The organism is Paenibacillus brevis (genome assembly GCF_018919145.1).
Taxonomy (GTDB): domain Bacteria; phylum Bacillota; class Bacilli; order Paenibacillales; family Paenibacillaceae; genus Fontibacillus; species Fontibacillus brevis.
Genome location: NZ_JAHLQJ010000017.1, coordinates 69,025 through 92,111, shown reverse-complemented (window position 1 = coordinate 92,111; position 23,087 = coordinate 69,025). Strand labels below are relative to the sequence as shown.

The window sequence follows — 23,087 nt, the reverse complement described above, 5'->3', positions numbered from 1 at the left end:
CTTAGGATATTGGGAATCTGTTATGAGAACCTTGCAGGAAAGGCGACAGCAGTGCTCCTGGGATGAATCACTTCTCTGCACTTCGGATCATGTGCGTAAGGCTTCTTATTTCCTGAATATCGCGTGTCGCTCCTAAGATAATCCAGCCTGTGCACTGGTCGTGGGGACCGATATAGACAGTCTCTCCGTCTATCGTTTTTTGCTTCATAGAATTGGGTCTCGTCTTGCAGGGCTCCAGAGCATACATATTATCCCTGATCGCCCGTTTGGCTATCAGGGAGCGGGGATAGCATGCCAGTGAACGAATCACATAAGCTGCGGCGTCTTTGCCTGCGTTGACCAGCATCTCGGCCGTCAATGCTTCACCAGCGCTGGCATCCGCGAAGTATTCACGAACCTGTGGCAGAGCGGCCAGCCCATCCACCGGCTCAGGAACGTATTGATAACAACGGATCGGATCCAGCTTCGTCCCGGAATCATAGACGGCTAACGGGTTCTCTTCCGGTGGAGCGGAGTCGCGGAGCAGCATTTTTTCGGGCGAGACAGGCAGAACATAACTTCCTCCGCATGACAAAAAAGGCCCTGCCAGCTGGATATGGTATCCATCATCCACCGGTTGGGCTGTATCCGTTAAATTGAGCACCGTATCCTCCCTGAACAGCGTGGTCGCCCCGTAATGGGTTAAGATCCGGATTGTTTTTTCATATACAGGCTGTATCCCGTACCCTCTTACCGGCACAATTCCCTCCAAGCATATACTCCGCTCATCCCAGACCAAACGGATTGACTCCGTATCCGCTGGGGAGTAAGAGCCCGTCCCATGGACGGTTCTCACTTCATCCGGAGTACCAAAGATTTCAGGACCGATGGCGGCAACAGCCGCATAGAAGCCTGCATCCCAGCCTGAATGCTCATTGTCGGAAAGGTCCACGTTGTCGGCATGCAGCAAATACCGCGTGTCCCGCTCCCAACTGAACTTTTCCGACCCAAGCCAGACCTCCCCTATATCCATACCGCGTTCAAGGATTACGTTAAAAACAAGCCGGCCATTGGATATAGTAAACAAATGCAAATGTGAGCCGAAACGGTCTGTAAACAGCTTCAGGGTAACGAACCCGCCGGCCGGCAGCAGATACGGAACCTCCGGCTGCATTTGCGACAGCATCAACTCGCCTGTAGGTTTAGTGTTCATAGGGGCTATCTCCCATTACCGTGACGCCGGGATCAGATACGCCGATTCGGCTCAGCAAAAAAACAGGCTCAAGCTGCTCAAAGCTCGTGACGGTCAGATGGGCGCGGGCAAGCAGTTGCTCTGCCCCAATGCCCACCACGCGCATACCTGCCCGGATAGCCCCCTCTACACCAGCCTCCGCATCTTCAAATACATAGCATGCGGACGGAGCCGCATCAAGAAGCCGGGCTGCCTGAAGGAACACCTCCGGGTCCGGCTTGGCTTTAACAATGCTGTTCCCGTCCACCACTACATCGAACAATGGCCCGATATTCACTTTGTCCAAAATCAGCGGTGCGTTTTTGCTGGCCGATGCAATCGCCGTTTTGATACCGCTTGAGCGCAAGTGATGAAGAAAGCGCGCTACGCCCGGCAATACATCCGCAGGCGTAAGCGTGGTGAGATACTCCTTGTACCACTCATTTTTCCGGGAAGCCAATATTTCCTTCTGCCCTCTCGTCAGATTCGTTATCCCTCCGGCCCGAAGCAGGAGTTCAAGTGAATCCATCCGGCTAACACCCTTCAACTGCTCATTCTCTATCTCGCTGAAAGCGAACCCCAATTCCTCAGCAAGCCGCTTCCAGGCTTGATAGTGAAATTTGGCGGTATCGACAATGACCCCGTCCAAATCAAAGATGGCTGCCTCAAATAGTTTGACTTGCATCAGACTTCCTCCTGTCCAGTTTGGTTACTTCATAAGCATCCGGACGAACCGTTGCCCGGTAGCGATCCCCCCGCCAAACGATCGGGAAGCTTAGCTCCTCCCAGCCGGCAGGCAGACGAGGCTCCAGGTGAAGGTCCTCGCTCCACATCGCGCTGGTCATACCGGCAAAGCCGTAAACGATAAGCTGCCACAATCCGCCGCAATTGGCGATATGAATTCCCTCGGCAGCCCCTTTCTTCTCCACAGAGAGATCGATCGCCATCACTCGCTGCAGAAATTTGGCCGCTTCCTCCTTCTCGCCCAGCCAAGAGGCTACAATGCCATGAACCGCTGCGGATAAAGAGGAATCATGAGTCGTTATCGGCTCATAATACGCATAAGCCGCCTTCATCTGCTCCCGGGTGAATTCCTGCGGAAAGAGCAGCATTAATTCGAGCACATCGGCCTGCTTTAACGCCTTGGAACGATAATTGCGCTCCTGGGAAATGAAATGACCAAACGGTCTGGAACGGTCCGTCCAGAGGGTATCAAATTCCACATCAGCATACTGGGCGAAGTCGTCGGATTGCGGAACAATTTCCGTCCGGCTATCATACGGCAGCCTCAGCTTCTCCGCCGTGTGCCGAAAGAGCTCCCGTTCATCCGGGCGGATATCCAAGCGCTCTGCCACAGCCGCATAGCCTTCCGGCTTGCTGTGTAGCAGCTTGCTGAGGCAAAGGGCCGTCTGCTCCAGACTGAACTTGACCATTCGGTTGGTAAAAGCATTGTTGCGGGTAAACGGCAGATATTCATCCGGTCCCATCACGCCAAGCAGCTCGCCGTACCCCTCCGGGTTCCAATCCACTCGATCACACCAATAACGGGCCGTTTCGACCAGAATATCGATGGCGTAATGCTCCAGAAATTCATCGTCTCCGGTCGCGTTCATGTAATGGTACAAAGCATATACAACATCCGCCGTAATGTGGATTTCGTGATCGGCATACTGCCAGTTGGCACATTGCTCTTCCCCGCTTAACGAGGATTCCCAAGCATATCGTGCGCCCCGGTATCCGTAATTCCGGGCATTGCACCGCGCCCCCTCCAGCGTATGATAACGGAAAAGAAGCAGGTTGCGGGCAGCCTGCGGGTTGGTATGCAGGAAGAAGGGCAAAAGGTTAATCTCCGTATCCCAGAAGTATCTGCCGAAATAAGCCTCGCCGGCATAACCCTTTGCACAGATCGCTACCCGGTCATCCCGCTCTGCATTGGAACGAATCAAATGGTAAAGAGAAGCACGAACATTGACTTGTGCCGCATCATCCCCTTGAATACGGATGTCCGCATCCTGCCACTTGCTCTTCCACTTGGCGGCATGCCGATGATAAAGCTCTTCCCAACCCAAGTCACGGGCTTGATCCAGATGCAGAAGCCCTCTGTCACGAACCGTCCCCTCCTCTATATCCCGGTCCGTTGTTACGGCAGTCAGCTTGCGGACCGTCAATCGGTCTCCGCTCTTCAGCGGGCATTCGGCCCGGAGCGATGCCATGATCGCGGTATGTTCACCCTGCCAGGTTACCGCTTCCGAGACTTCCAACGTAGAGAGCATGAAGATTTGATTGCCCTCCTCCGTCAGGATGTCGAGCGACAAGCTGCCCTCGGGCTCTGCCGCAGGAGTAATCCGGGCAAAGTGACTCATGCCATTGGTGCGCACATCAGCCCGGAGTGTGGGTTTAATCTCCAGACTTCCTTCGCTTGACAAGACTTCAATTTGCACACGCTGGATACAAAGATGGGAATCTGCCATGCTGATGTACCGATCATACTTACAGTACAAGCGCATCCCCGCCGCCGTTTCCCATATAAATGAACGATGAAGACTTCCATCACGCAGATCCAGCCAGCGTTTGTAGCTGCTGATCCGGCACCGGTCCATGTCCAGACTCTCGCCGCCGGATCTGAATTCAAGCCCCAAATAAAAAGGAAGATTGATGATTTCCTCCTTCAACAACGGATGCCGGCCAACAATGCCCGGAATAAAGGTTCCCTGCTTGGATTTGGGATGCCTTGGCTTCTCAAGCGTGACATTATCGGGAAAGCGCAGATATTCCTCATCCTGAGGCGCATCACTGCACCCCTCTTCAAAGCTTCCGCGGACATGCATATAGCCATTCCCTTGGGTAAAGAGCCCCTCATAATACTTGTGCAGTTCGGCGTGATACCCGTCTTCCTTCAGGCACCACAGCTTTTCCTCATTCATCTGCCATCCCTCAATTTCTTTGATCTTTTCCCTTCGTTTCCCTTACAACAGGTCACCCCTTAACCGCACCCGCGGCAAGTCCGGATACCACTTGCTTCTGTAGCAGTATATACACAACAATGCTAGGGATAATTACGACCATCGTAGCCGCAAACATCACGCCGTAATCGCTGGCGAATTGGCTCTTGAAATAGTAAAGCGCTAGCGGCAACGTTCGGCTCTGATTACCCGTTGTCAGAATAATAGCGAACTGGAATTCGTTCCAGCAGAGCAGAAATTGCATGACACCGGCCGTACCGAAGCCCGGCTTTGAGATCGGCAGGATGATTTTGAAGAATGTCCTGATGAAGCCGGCACCGTCCAGATAAGCCGATTCCTCCATCTCCTTAGGAATCGTCAGGAAGTAGCTTGTTAAAATATAGAGCGAGACCGGCAAGCCGAAGCCCGCATAAACAATAATCAGTCCGACCAGCTTGTCATAGAGGCCCAAGGTGTTCACCGTCAGATATAACGGTTGCAGCATGGCAGCACCCGGAATCAACAGCGATAGAGAGAACACTCCCATCAGCAGCTTCTTCCCCCGGAACTGAAAACGTGCCAGGGCATAGGCTGCCATTCCAAGAAGAAGCAAATTCACTACTGTCCCAAAGATCCCCACGATCAAACTGTTAATGTAAAATCGGGATATCGGCGCAATTTTAAAAGCCGTCACATAATTGGAAAAGCGAAAGCTGCTTGGCCAGCCGAGCGAATTAGTCAGAATTTCTGCATTTGTCTTGAAGGATGCCAGAAACACCCACAGGAACGGGCCAAGCGACAACAATATAATCAGAAGCACAAATCCATATTTAAGCACACCCAAACTTGTTTTCAACATTCTCACCCCAGTCGCTCCATTCAGTTATGGGAGCTGCCTATTCTGAACAGATTTCGGCACAGCAGAACAAAAATCAAGCCAAAGCCGATTAGGAATACGCCCACCGAATTGGAATAACCGAAGTTATTGTCCATAAGTGCGGTTTTGTATATATAAATGGGCAAATTCATCGTTTCATTGCCGGGTCCGCCACCGGTCGTCATCAAAATAATATCCATCTTCTGCAGCATACTTGTTCCGGCCAGAATAACGCAGGTGCCGATAATATTACGCAGCATAGGAATGAGAATATAGAGGTTGATCTTCATCTCGCTGGCCCCGTCGATCCGTGCTGATTCAAACAGGCTTTCCGGAATGGCTGCGATCTCGGCCAGGATCAGAATCGTAACGACAGCCGCATAGGGCAGCCAGGTCATGGTGACCGAGAGGAAGGCCGTGGCATAATCCATGAACCAGTTCTGAGCGTAATCCGCATTGCCAAACAAGCGGACAATACTGTTCACCGCACCGAAGTCAGGATTGAGCAAGCATAAAAACAGCATGCCTACGGCCGCACTTGAAATGATGTTGGGAAACATATAAACCGTTCGTGCGAACTTCCAATAGAATTCCTTCAAATTGAGAATGATGGCGAATACCGTACCAATGGCGACGTGGACTGTAGACTGTAGGAATACCCAGATCACCGTATTTAGAAAGCTCTTGCGAAAGTTGGAGTCATCCGTAAATAGTTCGATATAGTTGGCTAGACCTATAAAAATCGGTTTTTGCCCGGCCGACCATTCCGTAAAGGATGTGCCTAACAGAATGACCAGCGATACGGCATAAACGACAATAAACAAAATAAGCGTAGGCAATAAGAATAGCGTGATATAGCCTCTGTTTTTTCTTACCATGCATATGGTCCTCCCCAACCTGATTTTACGGCAGCCATGGCTGCCGTAAAATCAGGTCACAATTCGTACACTCAATCGTAAACTTGCTGTTTATTTACTTTTGGCTGCAATATCTGTCAGCTCATGCACAATATCCTCTGCCGTCGATTTACCGAATACAAGCTTCGGATAGAGCGTCTTCCAAGCGTCGGTAACGTTAGGATAGACAATAGCGTCAAAGTTCTTAAAATGAACCTCTGTCTTCTGGGCTACCGCTATAGATTCAACAAACAGCGGATATTTCTGTTTAAGCTCTTCTGAAGGCTGAACCTCGTCAGATACCGGCATGACATTGCCATATTCAAGCGCGATGGTCTGGCCCTCCATCCCTGTCTTGAATCGGATGAATTTCTCGGCGGCATCGCGGGTTTCTTGTGTTTTAGCTCCGATCATATAACCTACTTCATAGGTTGAAAACATGCTGTTGTTCGGGAATGCCGCGACCCCTACCTTTTGATCAAAGCCTTCACTGCATTTGGTTGGATCGCTAAAGTCTCCAATCATCCACGGACCATTAGCAATTATCGCTGCCTTGTTCTGACAAAAGTTATTTGCCGCATTGGCATATCCTGCCCCAAGCGCATCCTTGGTCGCATACTTCTCCAGCATCGTCTTCACCAGGTTGAGCGCTTGAATCATCTCCGGCGTATTAAAGTCGGAGGGATGAAGGGTGTTCATGAATGAATTGCCTGCATCTCCGTTCGTACCCACGATCGCGCCAAGAATCAGATTCGTCGTCCAGGCATTCTCCCCGGTCATCAGTGAGAGGGGGATAAATCCTGCTTCTTTCAGCTTTTCGTTGTTGCTCATAAATTCATCCCAGGTCTGCGCTGGTTTGATTCCTGCCTGCTCAAACATTTCCTTGTTGTAGAAATAGCCGATGTTTTGCTTCTGATCACTGATGGACCAGACCTTCCCATCCCGTGTATTGGCTGTGATAGCTGCCTCGCCGATCTCCGCTTTCCATTCCGGGTCCTTGTCCAAATACTCGTTGAAAGGGGTTGCAAGATTGCTCTTGATCAACAGATCGTTAATCCCGTTCTTGCCCATTACGACATCCGGAACATCCCCGGAGGCAGCCAGGATCTTCAATTTATCCTCATAGGCGGAATCACTCGGAATCTCTTCAACCACGACTTCCACTTCATCGCCATACTTGGCATTGAACTGTTTGATCTGTTCTTCTTCCATCTTGGCTGACGCGTGAGTTCCCACGCGGAAGGTAAGATAAGTAATTTTCACCGGTCCCTTGGCGGCAGGAGCAGTGCTTGCCTGATCCGATCCGGCAGGTGTAGAGTTTGCCGCCCCCCCGCTGTTCTCTGATGAGCCCGGTGATCCACACGCCGAAATGGACATGGCCAACATGAGCGTGCTTGCTAGAATACAACTCGTTTTGTACAATGACTTTCTCAAATCAAATCCCCCTCTGTTAATAGTGACGGCTTAGTGCAGAGATGTTCTCCTGCAGCCGATGTGCTTTGTTACAGCCCCCATTCTAGAACAAAGAAAAGGGCAATTGAATTGGTTTTTCGGTATGATCTTTTATAATATCTTGAGCAAATATAGAAAAGCCGAAGGCTATCTGAAAGGGCTTTCAGTTATCTTTAACTCTTTGTTGATTTCTTTACCAAATGGCTTGAGATGGGCCTGTTCGGCTATTCGACATAAAGAAAAGATTATATAATAACTTTACTATAGCGTCATAGCCAAGGAGCAGATAGCATGTCCAACACCATTCTGGGGTTTATCTCCCGCATTCCGGTAAGGAATAAAATTGTTATTATCATTTTTTTGCTCATTCTACTGCCCATGACCTTCGCCGGCTATTATTTCTATTGGAGCATCTCTGGAATCCTAACAAGGAATGCCAATGATAACCTGTCGCTCTTAATCGGCCAGACCAACGATAATATCGAGAAGTCCTTTCAGGTCATTGATAATACCTCACTGCATTTCCTTGCCAATAAAACGGTAAGGGCCTGGTCTATCGAGGATGTGTCTTTAGAAGATGATTACTACAAAATATTTATCAATAAAATTGAAATGGAAGAAGACTTGAAATACAGCCTGATGTTCAATAACGCTTGGAATATCAGCCTGTTGTCAACTGCTTATGTTTTTTTTGACGAGGACAATTATGTATCCGTTATAAAGTCGCAGCCTAACATTGAACAAATTAACAAGAACAATCTCGTTGTCTATCATTCGGTTCATAATATGGAACGGGGCAAGGAAATTATCCCGCCGAGCAATGATGACTATACGATCTACTTCACACGAATCGTATCCAATATCAACCTTCCCCAGCATCGTCTTGTACTGATCTTTGGGACGAAGGAATCCGATTTAGCGGAGAAATATGCTGAACTGCTCACCTTCCCGGGCGCTATAGCCTACATCATCGATAACCAGGGAACCATTTATTCCACTGCCGATAAGCAAGCGCTGGGCTCTGTTGTTTCCCCCGCCGTCTATGCTCTGAAAAATCATCATGAAGTAAGCGAGGTCAAGATCAACCAAGAAAGCTACCTCGCCATATCCCGCAGCATCGGTACAACCGGCCTTACCTTCATTGCGGGTATTCCTAAGAAGCAGATACTCTCCACATTGTCCGACAGCATGCGCAGATACATATGGATTATTACTCTGATTGCTTTTGTATCCCTCGCAGCAGGCGTCTTGTTGTCTCTTCGCTTTACACGAGTTGTTCGTGATTTACTGCGGAGCTTCCGCAAGGTCAAGAAGGGCGATTATGACGTCAGAATGCCGGCCTACAAGGATGTAGAACTCAATCAGGTAAGCAGCACCTTCAATAATATGACGGAGGAGATCAATTATCTGATTAAGGAAGTTTATGAGAAGCATCTGCTGATTAAAGAATCCGAGATTAAATTTTTGCAAGCTCAGATGAATCCCCACTTCCTATTCAATACGTTAATCACCATCGGCTATAAGGCAAAGCTATCCAAAGATGAGACCGTTTACAAGATGGTTACGTCTCTGACGGAGCTGCTGCAAGCAAGCATCTATTCCAATAGCATGGCCAAGATTCCCATTCGCCAGGAACTGGATTTCATCAGATTCTACCTTTATCTGCAGAAAGAAAGATTTGAGGATAAAATTGAATATACCATTCATATTGAGGACGAAGCCATACTGGATCTGATGCTTCCCAAGCTATGCCTCGAGCCCTTGGTAGAAAATGCTGTGGTTCACGGTGTTGAAAAAAAACTGGGTAAAGGTCTGATTCACATCTATATTTACCGCAGAAACGACTCTATCTTTTTTGAGATTAAGGACAACGGTACCGGGTTTGAATATGTTCCGCAGAATTGGAGTGAATTCGAGAACAGAGCCGGGCGCAAGCAAGGCCACAACAACATCGGCTTGATCAATACGCAAAAACGGGTCAAGCTGATCTACGGTGAGCCTTATGGAATTACTATCGAGAGCGAATTTGGAGCAGGGGCCAATGTGACTCTTCATATCCCTGCTGATCAGGGGGAACTATCATATGTATAACGTCATGATCGTGGATAATGAGCCTGTTATCAAAAAAGGGCTGCAGTGCTTTATCGACTGGGGGGCTCTGCAATGTGAGGTGGTTTGTGAAGCATCCAATGGCATGGAGGCTGTGGAATTGCTGAATCAGTATGATATTCATATTATCGTAACCGATATCCGGATGCCGGCAATGGACGGTTTGGCTTTATCCAACTATGTACACCGTAATTTTCCGGAGATCAAGGTCATCATTCTTACCGCCTTCGCCGACTTCTCCTATGCCCAAACGGCCATTCAGTATGAAGTAGTCGACTTCGTGGTCAAGATCAATCCTACGGAGAAAATTCCCGTAGCCATTGAGAAGGCCACGCGCCTGCTAGAAAAGGAGAAAGAGCAAAAGGAGAAATTAATGCAGCTAGAGAGTAAGATCAATGATACTCTTTCTGAAATTAGTGAAAAATTTCTAAAAGAAGCCGTGGAAGGCTTGATTAGCGATGAGGCAAGCTTGTTCGGCCGCTCGAGAGAGCTTGGGTTGCGCATCGAGAACTATTTTGGAATCTATCTGGAATTTGAGGATACGGAGAGTTCTCCCTCAACCCATGAGTATCGACAGTTCTTGGCTTCCATTCGTCAATTCCTTGCGCTAGCCTTCGGGGACCGTCCTTCTTATACCATGGTCATGGAACACAATAGCATGCTCGCTATTGTGTCCATGAACGGCGAACCTGCGGCTGTCTCCACACAAGCCTTGCTCACCATTTGCAATGAAATCCTGGCTATGTCCAAGAGTTTCCAACGATATCATCTGAATATTGGCATTAGTACAATGCACCGGGATGTAATGACGCTGTCCCTGGCCTACCGCGAAGCCAAAGAAGCATTGCAGGGCAACTTTTACAGCGATAATCATGTTGCCGTCTATAGGCCGCATGCCAACCAAACACTCACTCCCGGAGCGCCGCCTCATCTTACTGCAGAGCAAATTGCCGAATATCTGCAACATGGACAAAGCGAGTTGGCCATCCGCCAACTGGGCCAATTACTCGAGAGCTATAAAAGCACCCAAGAGCCGATTGAACATGTGAAGGTGGCTTGTCTGCTGATCGGCTCTTACTGTTTCCGCCTGCTGAGCGCCAGCCAACCCTTTGCACCGGAGCCTACTGAAAGCCAAACTACGGTGTATAAGCAAATTCAGGAGAGCAAGAGCATCCAGCAGTTGACAGACATCCTCAAGCGTTTGATTGAGGGCTGTTCAAGAGCCTTGGCGTTCAATGACAAACAACCTAACTACATCGTGATAGAGTGCCAGAAATATATCAGAGAGCATTACAACCAGAACCTGAATCTTCAGATTATTGCAGACCATATCCATATCAACAGCAGCTATCTCAGCCGCCTCTACAAAAAGGTAACCGGTGAATCCATCATCGACGCCATCAATAAGTATCGGATTGAAAGAGCCAAGAAATTGCTCAGGAATCCGGCGAGCAAAGTATTTGAAGTCGCGGAAGCCGTCGGTATCGAGACACCTGCTTACTTCACCTATGTGTTCTCCAAATATACGGGAATGAGCCCCAAGGAATATAAGCTGAACTATTCGCAAACCGAATTGATATAAAGGCCAACTACGGTCAAGACACCGCAATATCTGCACAGCAGTTCTTGAACTTCTTGCCGCTTCCGCAAGCGCAGGGATCGTTGCGCCCAGGCAGCTTACCCTTGAAGTAGCGTTGGACATTCTCTGCGAACAGTTGCTGCCGCAAGGCTATGCCCAGTGTCTTCATCCGCTCGTCGGCATAAGCATAAATACGCTTGTAGCTCGTACAGAAATAATCAGGATCCGAGGTGCTTAGGTCATCGGCCCATTTGCGGTTACGCGGACAGCCCCCATGGCATAGCGGCTTGTATTCGCAGCTAAGGCAGGCTTCGGGCAATGTAGGCTTCATACGGAGGAATTTCTTCCGGACAGGATGAGACAGGAGCTCCGTCAAGCTGTGCTCAGCCACGTTTCCAAGCTTCCAGTCCTCGTGAATATAGAAGTCGCAGGGAAAGGCATCCCCATTCTGTTCCAGCACCAGGATGCTGCCGCAGCCGGAGCGATGAATGCACAGTTCGGCTTCACGGCCTGTATACACGTTCAACATGTTATCAAAGAAACGGATCGAGGTCCGCGGCTGTCCGTCATTATACCAATAATCAAAAGCCTCGCACAGAAACTCGCCATATTCCTCAGGAGTTATATCATAGGTTCCCGGCTTGCCCACTTCTTGCGAGCGGAAGTCCATGCACGGAATGAATTGCACATACGTGAAGCCTTCACGCTCGTAGAAATCAATTAGCTCCTTGGCTTTCGTGATATTTCCACGGTGAAGAACCGTAAGTATATTAAAATCAACCCGGTGACGCCGAAGACAATCAATCCCCTTCATCACTCGTTCAAAGCTGCCCTGCCCCCGCGAATCGACTCTGCGAGCATCATGAATTTCTTGGGGACCGTCGATGCTGACCCCGATAAGGAATTGATATCTCCGAAAAAAAGCTGCCCATTTATCTGTGATCAGCGTTCCGTTCGTCTGAACAGCATTACTGATAGATGTATGAGGAGGCGCATAAGCTGCTTGCAGTCTCACAACCTCCCCGAAAAAATCAAGTCCGGCCAGCAGCGGCTCTCCGCCCTGCCAGGCAAACGAGACGCTCCCTCTACTCAGCTCCATATATTCGCGGATAAATTTCTCCAGCACAGCGGGATCAATCTTATTGATCCGCGGACCGGGCTTTCCTCCACAGGTGCTGTAATAGCAATAATCACAAGCCAGGTTACAATCCTCCGAGACCGTCTTCCACATCACGCTGACATTTTCATTATTGCTAATCCCACATATCCCGCTCATGATTTTCCTCCAGGGTGAATTATAGTAGCTGTGAGGACAGGCACATCTCAGATCGATTACTTATGTGTGAATATCACAGGTTAAAGGAGATTAATCTCCTTGATCTTCTCCAAGGGAAGCTTCGGCTCGCGCTCCTCGGTCAGAAGTCCGTTCACCTCTTGCTGGACATCGGTAATTTGTGTGTAACAGTACCCCACAATATAGTCCGTTGCCTTAACGGCTTCATGGATCCCGCGGAAGCGGTCAAAAAACGCCTCTTCCGAGACCACCTGACCGCCATAGCCCCATCCCTTGTCGGATTTAAAAGCGATGCCCCCGAATTCGCTCAGAATAATTGGTTGTCCTTTGTAGCTGTAACCATCTGCAAAAGCGTATTTCCAACGGTTGAACGATTTCACATTGTTGACGATATCATCCTTGCTTGCATAGCGCTCCAGGAATTGTTCCTTGGTCTCCACATAATCGTGCAGCGTCAAGATATCGGATACCGTATGCTCCCAGCCGTCGTTCGTGATCACCGGACGATTCGGATCAAATGCCTTGGTTAATTGATAGATGGCTTCGGTAAACTTCTGTTGGCGCACATCCTTGAAAACATTCATAATTCCCCAGGATTCATTGAACGGTACCCAGGTAATGATAGAGGGATGATTATACTGCTGACGGACGATCTCCATCCACTCCTCTGTGAAATGCTGCACCGCCTGATCATTGAATTCATAAGTCGCAGCCATCTCCGACCACACCAGGACACCCTTAACATCGCACCAATACAGGAACCGGGGATCTTCCAGCTTCATATGCTTGCGGACACCGTTATACCCCATTTTCAGCAGGAGCTCAATATCCTCGATTAATGCCTCCTCCGAGGGCGGCGTCAAGTGGCTCTCCGGCCAATAGCCTTGATCCAGCAACAGCCGCTGATAGATCGGAATATTGTTGAGCAGTACTCGGCCTTGCTGGATAGAGATCTTCCTCATACCGAAATAGGAATAGACATGATCGATTTCGACTCCATTACGGTACAGAATAAATTCCACGTCGTACAAATTCGGATTTCCCGGTGACCAATAGCACTTTTTCCAGGGCCCGTTCCTTTCATGTACGAGATCAACCTCCAGAGTCAGCCATGGACGATCAACCGCAAGACTGGTTCGCTTAACTTGCCGGCCCTTCATCGTAATGACCGTTTCCAGGGTAAGCCCGCTCTCCTCAGAGGTGCCTCCTTTAACCTGATAATCAAAATGAACGGTTGAGGCGTCAAGATCAGGAGTTATTTTTACCGCGTCTATATGTTGCTCGTCAACGTATTCAAGCCACACAGACTGCCAAATGCCCGTCGTCTGCACATAGAAGCACTCGAAGTTGTCGTCCACCCAGCGCTGCTTACCCCGTGTCTGGGTAGCATCCTTGCTGTCCTCTACCTTAACCGTAAGCTCATTTGGAGATTCACAGGAAACATAGGGCGTGATATCAAAGGAAAACGCCGCGTAGCCCCCTCTATGCCTTCCGACGTACTCCCCGTTCACCCACACTTGTGCAATATAATCGACCGCTTGAAAATGCAGGAGAATCCTCTTTCCCTGCGCAGCCGAAGGGATATCCAGTTGTCTGTTGTACCATACGTACGGGTGATGCGCTTCTTCGCCGATCCCGCTCGCTTTCGTCTCATACGTAAATGGGACGTTAATGGTGCGATTGCCGGCAAAGCTCCGGTGCCAGCCCGCCGCTTCACCGACATTGTCATCATCAAAGTCAAACCGCCACTCGCCATTTAGCAAGTTCCAATCTTCCCGTACAAACTGCGGCCTAGGATAATCTTTTATATATTTCTTAGTCGTCATCGTGTTCCACACACTCCTTAAATTCAATGGCTCACCGAAATGGAAAAGTTATTCTGCATGCTTTGCTTTCACTTCGGCATAATTCAGCTTCACCGTTGTATTGAGTGGAAGACGGTCTTCCTTATCCATCGTCCAGTACAGCAGCTTGCGCTCAAGCCCGGAACGGATGTCCGCACAAGCCGGATCATCAAAGCGGTTCTCCAACTCGTCCGGATCCTTCTTCAGATCATAAAGCTCTCCCTCACCGCTTGCATAAATGTTCAGCTTCCACTCCAGCGTGCGGATGCACTTTCCTTTTCCGATCCAGGCATCGCGGTAGGCGCACCAGACGAAGCAGCGGTCATCGAACGGATGCTCCGGACGGACGGTGATGTCGGAGATGCGCAGAGGCTCTCCTTCCTCGCCGCTCTCGATAACCACGTATTCACGCGGCACGTAATTCTGGCCTCTCAGATAGGGAGCCAGGCTTCGTCCCTGGGCACCCGGCGGGATCGGAATCCCGGCCATATCCAGGAAGGTCGGCATCAGATCAATCAGCTCGACCGGATGGTCCGTTCGCGCAGTTCCTTGATAGCCCGGCGCAGCAACGATGAACGGCACACGGGTAAAGGAGTCGTAGAACATGTTATGCTTCTGGATCAGCCCATGGGCGCCCATGGAATCGCCATGGTCGGAAGTAAAGACGACGACGGTATTATCCGTCAGACCAAGCTCATCCATCTTGGCGAACACACGGGCAAGCGTATCGTCGATAAAGCGGATCATGCCGTAATGGATCGCCCTTACCTGGCGAATCAGGTCGTCATCCGCCGTATCCATTGCGTCCATCAGATAAGCCACCCGCTGCCGCTCCGGCTTCTCTTCCAGGTTATCTTTCGGCGGAAGCGGTACGGTCGCGGGATCGAACATGCTGGCATAAGGCTCTGGCGCTTGATACGGCGTGTGCGGATCAGGGAAAGACAGCCAAGTGAAGAACGGCTTCTCCGGATCGCGCTGATGTTCAAGGTAATCGATCATGGTCTCTCCGAGAAGATGGGTTCCGCACTTTTCCGGACGGGCAGGATTGGTTCCATGACCGAGCGGGCTCACCCAGCAAGTATGGGACCACTCATGCGCCGCCTTGGTTTCGGGATCATCCCTGTGGCCGTCAACCAGATGCCCATGATCCGCCAGCCTGATGTAATCAAACACTTGCCGGAGGGTGCTGGCTTTTTCGGGATCCGTCACTACGCCAGGATAGTAGGTTTCAGTGTTTTCCATAAAGGCATGGTTCTTACCGATAATCGCCGTCTGATATCCTTGCTCCTTGAGCAATTGCGGCAAGGTTACCTCAGCCGGATTAATCATCATATGATTCGCCTGAATCCCGATCGTGGAGGCATACCTTCCTGTAAACATCGAAGATCTCGACGGAGAACAGGCCGGATAATTGCAGAAGGCTTGTTCAAAGACAACCCCGCGTTCAGCCAGAGCTTCAAGAGCCGGAGTCTCCAATACGGGATTGCCGTAGAGTCGAAGCGTTTCCGCGGATTGCTGGTCAGTCTGGATCAGAAGCAGATTCGGTCTCTTCTGCATATCAAAATTCCCCTTCCTTTTAGATCATCAGCCCTTAATTGAACCGATCATGACGCCTTTGACAAAATAACGTTGAATGAACGGATAAAGCATCAGTACAGGAACGCTCGAGATGATAATGACGGAATACTTGATGCTCTCCGCCATCATGACGCGCTCGGTCATGCCGGCAGCATCGCCGCCTGCCATATCATCCTGATTCAGGATCAGGATTTCACGCAATATCAGCTGCAGCGGATATAAATCCGAATCCTTCAAATAGATCAGTGCGTTAAAATAGGCATTCCAATGTCCTACGCCGTAGAAGAGCACCATGACCGCCAGAATCGGCTTGGATAAAGGCAGAATGACACTCCAGAGCAGCCGGAAAAAGGAGCAGCCGTCCAGCCATGCGGACTCTTGCAGTTCGTAAGGAATGCTATTCTGAAAGAAGCTCCGCATCACGATGAGGTTATAGGTTGCAATAGCCCCCGGGATCAGCATGGCCCAGATTGTATTGTTGATGCCCAGGCCTTTAACTAAAAGATAAGTCGGAATCAGTCCTCCGCTGAAAAACATAGTAAACGTAACAAAGAACATAAGATATTGTTGACCCGGCAGATCCTTGCGAGAAAGCGGATAAGCCGCCAGCACGGTCAATACAATATTAATAAGCGTGCCTGCTACCGCATAGAAGATGGTATTTCCGTATCCCTTCCATATCTTCTCATTTTCGAATACCAATCTGTAGGGCTCCAAGGTAAAGCCCTGCGGCAGCAGCCAGACCCGGCCTTCCACAACGTCAATCGGATTGCTGAACGAAGCGCTGACTACGAACAGCAAGGGGTAGCCTACCAAGATCAGCAGCACGGCAGTGATGGTGTATACAGCGGCATCGAAGAGCTGGTCATCCCTGGATCTGATCCTGATTCTTTTCGTTTCTGCCATTCTCTTCTCTCCTCTCTACCACAGACTTGATCCGGTCTTTTTACGGGCAAACCAATTCACCGTCACGAGGAGGGTAAAGTCGATCACGGCATTAAACAAGCCCGCTGCCGCCGTGTAACTGAACTGACCGCCCTGAATACCGTTTTTGTATACAAAAGTCGGCAAGATATCGCTTCTGCTGGCATTGAGCGGATTTTGCATCAGAAGTGCTTTTTCAAAGCCGACATCCATCAACTGACCGATCTGGAGAATGAATAATATAATGACGGTAGACATGATCCCCGGAATCGATACATGCATGACTCGTTGCAGCCTGGTGGCCCCGTCGATTTTTGCCGCTTCGTACAAGGTAGGGTCAATGCCGCTGAGCGCCGCAAGATAGATGATGGAACCCCAGCCCATATGCTGCCAGATCCCGGAGGTTACGAAGATCGTTTGAAACCAGTCCGCCTTATGCATGAAGTTGATAGACTCCATCCCCAGGGCAGTCATGATTTGATTGACTTTTCCCGTATCCGGATCAAGAAAAATATGCAGCATCCCGACCAGTACAATAATCGAAAGAAAATGAGGAATATAGGATGCATTTTGCAGCAGCTTCTGGAGCCACTTGGCGCGAATCTCATTGACTAGCAAGGCTAGCAGAATGGGGACCGGAAAGCCGATCAACAACTGAAGCAGGCTCAACGAGAGCGTGTTCCACAGCAGCTCTCCAAAATAAACGGAAGAGAAGAACCGTTCGAAATGCTCCCAGCCTACCCATGGGCTGCCCAGAATTCCTTTGGTTGCGGAGAAATTCTTGAAGGCGATGGTAATGCCGTACATCGGAACATATTTAAACAAAATGTACCAAACAATAGGGACCAGTAACATCAAGTAAAGCTGGTACCGGACTACCATCCGTTTCCACAGAATATGCTTTGGCGTCCGATAGATACCTCTTGATGCGGTCGTTTTTGCAGCTTCGGCCTGCATGACTTTCACACTCCTTATCGCATCGCAGGCGCCAAGGGCGGCATCATATCCGCCGCCCCCGGCAAGCCTTCATTATTTCTTGGCGTCGTATGCGTCCTGATACGCCTTCTCCAACTCGCCGATCTTCATCTTGTTCAAGGTAGCCACATATTCATCCCACTTGTCGAAGCCGATCTCGCCGATGATGAACTTTGCGACCGACTCTCTCACGTATTTATCGATATCCGCTTTAATCGGGATGATTCGGTCAGAGGTCCCTTTATCGAAGATCGGAGGGCCGTATACGGTCTCAGGCAAGTAGTCTTTTATGAACTCGTTGACCTCCAGCACCTTCTCGTTCTCGACAATGTTGCCATAGGTATTCGTGACGACGTGAGGGAAGCTGCCGCCCGGCACCAGATTCACTTCGCCCAGCGCCGCCATAAAGCCGCGGGAGTCATTTTTGATCGAATCATTAATGACCGGCTGGCCGTCCTTCATCGTATAGGTCTCGCCCTCTACCCCATATTGGAAGAACTTCGAGCCCTCTTCGCTGTAGAAATAATCAACCCAACGAATCGCAGCCTCCGGATTCTTGTTCACTCTGGAAATAGCGAATGTTCCTATTGGTGCGGCAATTGGACCCGTTGCCGAATAGATCTGATCTCCGTGAGGACCTATGATCGGATTCATGCCGGTGAATTGATCCTCCACTTGCAGAAACGGATCGGAGGCCTGAATGAAGAACATACCGATCAAGGCTTGGGACAAATTGCTTCTCCAGTTCGGTATATCTCCCGCATAGAAGTCCTGCCACAACAGCTTCTCGCTGTACAGTTGATTGAGGAATTGCAGGAGCTCCTTGAAGCGGTCATCGGTCAGCCATATGTTTACCTGGTCATCCTTGATATTGATTTGGTAGCCCATTTGCTGCTCTAATCCGAAAGACCCCGAGAAGGTGGAATACACCATTCCGATATCCCGGAGCCCTAGCGGAATCTCGTCCTTCTTCCCATTACCATTCGGATCGTTGTCGCGGAACGCCCGGAGCACGGTGAACAGTTCATCTATGCTCGCAGGTGCTTTCAAATTAAGCTTGGCAAGCCATTCCTTGTTGATCCAGATTTTTTCCGATCTTCCCGAGCTGGCCAGACGTATGCTTGGCAGGGAATAAATATGACCGTCCGCAGCCGTCACGGTTGATTTCACCTCTGGGTATTGCTCGAAAATACTTTTCAGATTCGGCGCATGCGCATCGATCAAGTCCTCCAGAGGAATCAGCATTTGCTCCTGTTGGCCATAGTGGGCAATATCCGTATTGCTCAGGTTCGCCCGCAGAAAGATGTCCGGCAGCTCATTGGCGGCAAAGAGAAGATTCCGCTTCTCATCGCAGCCTTGTCCCGTTGGCAGCTCGTCGAATTGCAGCTTGACATTGGTCATTTTCTCGTATTCCTTAAAGATCAGAACATCTCCCCATTCCGCATGGTTGGCGTCCTTACAACCGAATACCTTTAAGGTGACAGGCTCCTTCACGATCGGAAAGCCCGACTCGGTAAGATTGGATGTCTCACCCGTACTTGCCTGACCTGCGTTCGCCCCGTCTTTCGCATTGCCGCAGGCAGAGGCCAGCACTGTAACCGCGAGTACAGCAGCTACCAGCATAATCATTCGATTCCTAAGCTTTACACTCACCAATGTTCCATCCCCTTTTCTAGGTTTTTGATTCTATCGCTCCTATGTAAAGGCTTTCATTCAGGAGCTTGATCTGATTATAGGCCGGACAGAAATGTGATAATGTTTCACTTTTTTATACTTTCGTATTAAATTTTTGCAGCCTTGTTATTTAGCCTTTCTCTTCATTCGTTGCGCATAAGTTGAAGGTGTCTCCCCGGTCGCTTCCTTGAATACGCGGATAAAATAGCTGTTGCTGCTAAATCCGAGTTTGAGGTGAAGCTCCTTGAGCGGCGTATCTCCTTCTCGCAAAAGCTGCTTGCTCCGTTCGATTCGCTGCTCCGTAAGCAGCTCCGTAAATGTGCGCCCCGTCTCTTCCTTCACGAGCCGGCTTAAATACGAGGGGGTAATTGCCAGTCTCTCCGCGGTTTCTTCGAGCGTAACTCCCTCCCGATACCGGCTGGCAATAATCTGCATAGCTTGTCTAACATGACGGGATTGGCCGGAAGGAAGATTCATACTATACAGTTCCTGTGCGAGCCTTGCATAAATAGTGCAAACCACGGCTTGCACGCGGTCTCTCGTTAGTCCCGGATGCTGGAAGACTGAAAGCTCCTTCGCTACCCAGTCGGCCGGAATGTCTGCCTTGCGTGCAACTTTTGCAGCGATCTGCACCAATTCTCCGGCCATTCGTTCCAGATGGTTGGCACCTCCCTGCTGCTCAACGGACATAATTTCCTTAATAATTGCTGAAGCTTCTTCTCCGTCCATTGCTTCCATTGCGGCCAATATCCTCTTTTCTTGCCCAATGGTTACATACGGCGCCTTGGCTACTTGCCCCCCACGCGCAGGCTGAAGCACCTGTCCTTCCGCTCGCCGGGCCAGCTTGTGGTAAGCTTCACAGCTCTGCTCCAGTGAAGGGAAGAACGGGCTGGTCAGAATAGTGGCCGCCAGATTCATATATATTTTCAGGGAGGCTTCCAATCGGGCTGCCTTTGCAAGAACCGATTGGGCCAGCGCATGTTCACTGCGTTCGTGCCCGCTGGAAATCAGCATGATCCAACGTCCGCGATCCATATCCACGGTACAGCTTAAGGGATATCCCCCTGTCGCTTGATCGCACAGGTCCGCTACCGACCGAAGATACGCATTTAATTCCTGTTCCTTCAATCGCGCCGTCAATACTTCGTAGTGAGCAAGCTGGACAAACATAAGAACAAAGCGTGGAGGCGCCTTGCCGGGGTCGCTTTCCGAAAAATAATGCTCCAACGGCTGCAGGTTTGGCTCTGCGCCTAACAAATGATCGCGAAGAACCGATCTTGCCAACGCGATATCGGCCATCTCCTTTGCCCGCAGCTGGGTTACCCTTTCTTCCAGCTGCTTGCGGACTTTTCCGATTACAGATCCCAGTGTCCCGGGGTTAAGCTGATGCTTTAATAGATAATCGACCGCCCCGTAGCTAAGAGAACCTCGAACATATTCGAAGGAGTCATAGCTGCTTAGAACGATGATCTTCAATCGGGGATAAGCTTCTGACAATTGCCGGGTTAGTTCTAAACCGTTCATTCCTGGCATGCTCATATCGACAATCACTACATCCGGCTGCTGTGACTTTACCAATTCCATCCCTTGCTGTCCGTCTCCCGCTTCTCCGCATACGACGAATCCCGTTTCCTCCCATGCCAGAAGGGATCGCAGGTGGTTTCTAACCAAGGGCTCATCATCAATGAAGGCAATTTTCCAGTTCATGCTCCCTCTCCGCCCCTCTTCTTGGTTTGCGGCAGTCTCAGTTCTACCGTCGTCATCATTTCCGGCACACTATAGATCGATAATCCGTAGTCTTCGCCGAAGGTCAAACGAATGCGATCCTTTACGTTTCGTATGCCTACACCGGTCCGGTCCCGCTCACTCGGCTCGAATTCGGGACGGAGAATAGCCTCGATCCGCTCCTCCGTCATTCCCGTTCCGTTGTCGGTTACGTCAATGGAAATTTCCGAGTCCGTCCGGCAATAGCATTTGACGGTAACTCTTCCTTCCCGCTCCTGTGATAAGCCGAATCCGTGCAGAAGGGCATTCTCCACAATCGGCTGAAGCACGAATTTCGGAACCAAACAATCCATGATTTGTTCCTCCGCGTCGATGCTTACGACGATTTGATCCGTAAAACGGTATCTTTGAATGCTCAGATACCGTTTCAACAGTTCCAGTTCTTCCCGGATCGGAATCACGTCCCGCTTCTGGTCAACAGCGAATCGCATAAGCTCCACCAAGGAGGCGGATATTTCGGCAATATTGGGGACCTGTTGAAGCTTGGCCAAATAATTGATCGTATTCAGCGTATTGTAGAGAAAATGAGGATTAATCTGGGATTGTAGCGCTCTATACTCGGCTTCTCGCTTTTGTCTTCCCCGCTCTTCCGTCTCTTCCATCAGTTCCTGCACATGCGTCATCATGGAGGAGAACATGGCACTTAGCTGCCCCACCTCATCCTCGGTATCGATATGCGGCCTCGCTTTTAATTGGCCTCCCCGGACCCTTTTCATTGTGTTATGCAGCCGCTTCAGATTTTTTGTAATTTGCTTTGACAGCAGAATAGAAATGATATGAACAGCCAGCAGAACCAGCAAAGTAATCAGGATAAAATGCTTTCGAATCTGCTTCACCTCGCGAAGCAGTTCTTTGGTAGGAACCATGCCGATGGTGGTCCAGCCGGTAAGGTCGGATGCGATCTCTACGGTTAAGAAGGTCTTGCCATCTATCTTTTTTAGCCTTCCTGCAGGCTCGGTCCCGCTCTCTACACTCCTGTTCTCCAACAAAGAGAATAGGTCATGATTTTCACTGTCGTTCGAACCGCTGTGGTAAATCACCTTGCCCCTGTTGTCCACAACGCCGATCAGAATGCCCTTCAGCGGCTGGATATTGAAGACCCTCGCCATAAAGTCAGGGTGAAATTCGATCACGCAAAGTCCGATGCTTCTCCCTCCCGCCATCAAGGGGCGAACAAGAAGCATGGAGTTTTCCGTAGATCCGTCAAATAGCACATGTCTTCGGTTATCCTGCAGCTCCCTATTCTCGAGCAGATTTTGCAGCTTCATCTGATGGATCCTTGAAAAGCCGTTCTGCATCAGCTTACCGTTATAACCGATAATGGAAATCCGCTCAATATAAGACTTGTAGGCCGCCATAGAAGCGATGTAATCTTCCACAAGCTTCTTTTCCTGAAACCATTCATAGGTCGGTGCAGCTGTATCGCTAAGCAGACTTTGGGCAACCATATCCCGCGTTACGATTACCTTGGCGACTTGATCAGCCTCCTCCATCGTGGATCGCAAATTCTCATCTGCCCTGCGGATGCTGTCAGATATAAATGTCGTTGCATTCTCTTCGATAACGCTTGAAGTATTTTGATATGTGCTATAGGAAATCGGAATAATCCCCAGACAGATCATGATGCTGAAGGACATGAACATCTTTCCCTGGATCGTGCGCATATTTCTCCCCCTCATTATCCTCATTGAGCACGAAAAGCCACCTCCCGATTGCTCATTCGGAAAAGTGGCTTATCGTATTTTCTGATATACCGATGTTTCATACAATATTCCTGTCCACTTGCCCATGTAAACGCTATCAATTTAATGTTGAATGAGTGTGTTACTATGTAAATAGTAGCATGAGGAATTATTGATCATTCGATTAACTATTATGCATAATCGACTATATTGGAGCGGAAGAAAAAGGGGCGAATAAAGATGGCCGTTCTTAGTAGAATCAGATT

16 protein-coding genes are annotated in these 23,087 nt (G+C 49.6%); 2 read left to right on the top strand and 14 right to left on the bottom strand.

The features are described from left to right. Nucleotides 1-67: 67 nt before the first annotated feature. The 6 genes from KQJ23_RS18455 to KQJ23_RS18430 form a co-directional block, all read right to left on the bottom strand. A complete protein-coding gene (locus KQJ23_RS18455) occupies nucleotides 68-1,192 on the bottom strand; it encodes a DUF4432 family protein (RefSeq protein ID WP_216480380.1) in 1,125 nt (374 codons plus the stop codon). Continuing rightward, the gene (gene pgmB / locus KQJ23_RS18450; RefSeq protein ID WP_216480379.1) at nucleotides 1,182-1,895 is read right to left on the bottom strand and encodes a beta-phosphoglucomutase; all 714 of its coding nucleotides are present in this window, start codon (nucleotides 1,893-1,895) and stop codon (nucleotides 1,182-1,184) included. The genes KQJ23_RS18455 and pgmB overlap by 11 nt, the downstream gene beginning before the upstream one ends. Continuing rightward, nucleotides 1,876-4,134 (bottom strand): glycoside hydrolase family 65 protein, encoded by a 2,259-nt coding sequence (locus KQJ23_RS18445; protein ID WP_216480378.1) that lies wholly within the window; start codon nucleotides 4,132-4,134, stop codon nucleotides 1,876-1,878. The genes pgmB and KQJ23_RS18445 overlap by 20 nt, the downstream gene beginning before the upstream one ends. A 52-nt stretch (nucleotides 4,135-4,186) precedes the next feature. Beyond that, nucleotides 4,187-5,008 (bottom strand): carbohydrate ABC transporter permease, encoded by an 822-nt coding sequence (locus tag KQJ23_RS18440; RefSeq protein WP_216480377.1) that lies wholly within the window; start codon nucleotides 5,006-5,008, stop codon nucleotides 4,187-4,189. Between the two features lie 23 nt (nucleotides 5,009-5,031). Continuing rightward, on the bottom strand, nucleotides 5,032-5,907 hold the full coding sequence (locus KQJ23_RS18435) for a carbohydrate ABC transporter permease (protein WP_216480376.1): 876 nt from the start codon (nucleotides 5,905-5,907) through the stop codon (nucleotides 5,032-5,034). Nucleotides 5,908-5,997: 90 nt separating this feature from the next. Beyond that, on the bottom strand, nucleotides 5,998-7,359 hold the full coding sequence (locus KQJ23_RS18430) for an ABC transporter substrate-binding protein (RefSeq protein WP_216480375.1): 1,362 nt from the start codon (nucleotides 7,357-7,359) through the stop codon (nucleotides 5,998-6,000). A gap of 309 nt (nucleotides 7,360-7,668) precedes the next feature. Here KQJ23_RS18430 and KQJ23_RS18425 point away from each other — a divergent pair, with 309 nt between their 5' ends. Then, complete coding sequence (locus tag KQJ23_RS18425; protein WP_216480374.1) at nucleotides 7,669-9,468, top strand: sensor histidine kinase; 1,800 nt, start codon at nucleotides 7,669-7,671, stop codon at nucleotides 9,466-9,468. Then, entirely contained in the window at nucleotides 9,461-11,068 is a 1,608-nt protein-coding gene (locus KQJ23_RS18420) for a response regulator (RefSeq protein ID WP_216480373.1), read from the top strand. Before KQJ23_RS18425 ends, KQJ23_RS18420 begins: the two co-directional genes overlap by 8 nt. Nucleotides 11,069-11,081: 13 nt before the next feature. On the opposite strand, the gene KQJ23_RS18415 is transcribed toward KQJ23_RS18420, so the two are convergent. The 8 genes from KQJ23_RS18415 to KQJ23_RS18380 form a co-directional block, all read right to left on the bottom strand. Further along, complete coding sequence (locus KQJ23_RS18415; RefSeq protein ID WP_216480372.1) at nucleotides 11,082-12,341, bottom strand: anaerobic sulfatase maturase; 1,260 nt, start codon at nucleotides 12,339-12,341, stop codon at nucleotides 11,082-11,084. An 80-nt stretch (nucleotides 12,342-12,421) separates the two neighbouring features. Continuing rightward, the gene (locus tag KQJ23_RS18410; RefSeq protein WP_216480371.1) at nucleotides 12,422-14,185 is read right to left on the bottom strand and encodes a glycoside hydrolase family 2 protein; all 1,764 of its coding nucleotides are present in this window, start codon (nucleotides 14,183-14,185) and stop codon (nucleotides 12,422-12,424) included. A gap of 48 nt (nucleotides 14,186-14,233) precedes the next feature. Then, on the bottom strand, nucleotides 14,234-15,760 hold the full coding sequence (locus KQJ23_RS18405; RefSeq protein WP_216480370.1) for a sulfatase family protein: 1,527 nt from the start codon (nucleotides 15,758-15,760) through the stop codon (nucleotides 14,234-14,236). 27 nt (nucleotides 15,761-15,787) lie between these two features. Continuing rightward, the gene (locus tag KQJ23_RS18400; protein ID WP_216480369.1) at nucleotides 15,788-16,687 is read right to left on the bottom strand and encodes a carbohydrate ABC transporter permease; all 900 of its coding nucleotides are present in this window, start codon (nucleotides 16,685-16,687) and stop codon (nucleotides 15,788-15,790) included. Between the two features lie 15 nt (nucleotides 16,688-16,702). Continuing rightward, entirely contained in the window at nucleotides 16,703-17,662 is a 960-nt protein-coding gene (locus KQJ23_RS18395; RefSeq protein ID WP_216480368.1) for an ABC transporter permease, read from the bottom strand. A gap of 72 nt (nucleotides 17,663-17,734) precedes the next feature. Further along, on the bottom strand, nucleotides 17,735-19,333 hold the full coding sequence (locus KQJ23_RS18390; RefSeq protein WP_216480367.1) for an extracellular solute-binding protein: 1,599 nt from the start codon (nucleotides 19,331-19,333) through the stop codon (nucleotides 17,735-17,737). A 147-nt stretch (nucleotides 19,334-19,480) separates the two neighbouring features. Then, nucleotides 19,481-21,061, bottom strand: a complete 1,581-nt coding sequence (locus KQJ23_RS18385; protein ID WP_216480366.1) for a response regulator transcription factor — start codon at nucleotides 21,059-21,061, stop codon at nucleotides 19,481-19,483. After that, nucleotides 21,058-22,803 carry a cache domain-containing sensor histidine kinase gene (locus KQJ23_RS18380; protein WP_216480365.1) on the bottom strand — a complete coding sequence of 582 codons (1,746 nt, stop codon included), beginning with the start codon at nucleotides 22,801-22,803 and terminating at the stop codon, nucleotides 21,058-21,060. The genes KQJ23_RS18385 and KQJ23_RS18380 overlap by 4 nt, the downstream gene beginning before the upstream one ends. Nucleotides 22,804-23,087 lie beyond the last annotated feature (284 nt).

What these genes read in the sequence shown, in the direction of transcription:
- KQJ23_RS18405 (WP_216480370.1), bottom strand. Translation starts at nt 15,760, where the DNA reads ATGCAGAAGAGACCGAATCTGCTTCTGATCCAGACTGACCAGCAATCC.
- KQJ23_RS18425 (WP_216480374.1), top strand. Translation starts at nt 7,669, where the DNA reads ATGTCCAACACCATTCTGGGGTTTATCTCCCGCATTCCGGTAAGGAAT.
- KQJ23_RS18445 (WP_216480378.1), bottom strand. Translation starts at nt 4,134, where the DNA reads ATGAATGAGGAAAAGCTGTGGTGCCTGAAGGAAGACGGGTATCACGCC.
- KQJ23_RS18435 (WP_216480376.1), bottom strand. Translation starts at nt 5,907, where the DNA reads ATGGTAAGAAAAAACAGAGGCTATATCACGCTATTCTTATTGCCTACG.
- pgmB (WP_216480379.1), bottom strand. Translation starts at nt 1,895, where the DNA reads ATGCAAGTCAAACTATTTGAGGCAGCCATCTTTGATTTGGACGGGGTC.
- KQJ23_RS18455 (WP_216480380.1), bottom strand. Translation starts at nt 1,192, where the DNA reads ATGAACACTAAACCTACAGGCGAGTTGATGCTGTCGCAAATGCAGCCG.
- KQJ23_RS18380 (WP_216480365.1), bottom strand. Translation starts at nt 22,803, where the DNA reads ATGCGCACGATCCAGGGAAAGATGTTCATGTCCTTCAGCATCATGATC.
- KQJ23_RS18400 (WP_216480369.1), bottom strand. Translation starts at nt 16,687, where the DNA reads ATGGCAGAAACGAAAAGAATCAGGATCAGATCCAGGGATGACCAGCTC.
- KQJ23_RS18420 (WP_216480373.1), top strand. Translation starts at nt 9,461, where the DNA reads ATGTATAACGTCATGATCGTGGATAATGAGCCTGTTATCAAAAAAGGG.
- KQJ23_RS18395 (WP_216480368.1), bottom strand. Translation starts at nt 17,662, where the DNA reads ATGCAGGCCGAAGCTGCAAAAACGACCGCATCAAGAGGTATCTATCGG.
- KQJ23_RS18410 (WP_216480371.1), bottom strand. Translation starts at nt 14,185, where the DNA reads ATGACGACTAAGAAATATATAAAAGATTATCCTAGGCCGCAGTTTGTA.
- KQJ23_RS18415 (WP_216480372.1), bottom strand. Translation starts at nt 12,341, where the DNA reads ATGAGCGGGATATGTGGGATTAGCAATAATGAAAATGTCAGCGTGATG.
- KQJ23_RS18385 (WP_216480366.1), bottom strand. Translation starts at nt 21,061, where the DNA reads ATGAACTGGAAAATTGCCTTCATTGATGATGAGCCCTTGGTTAGAAAC.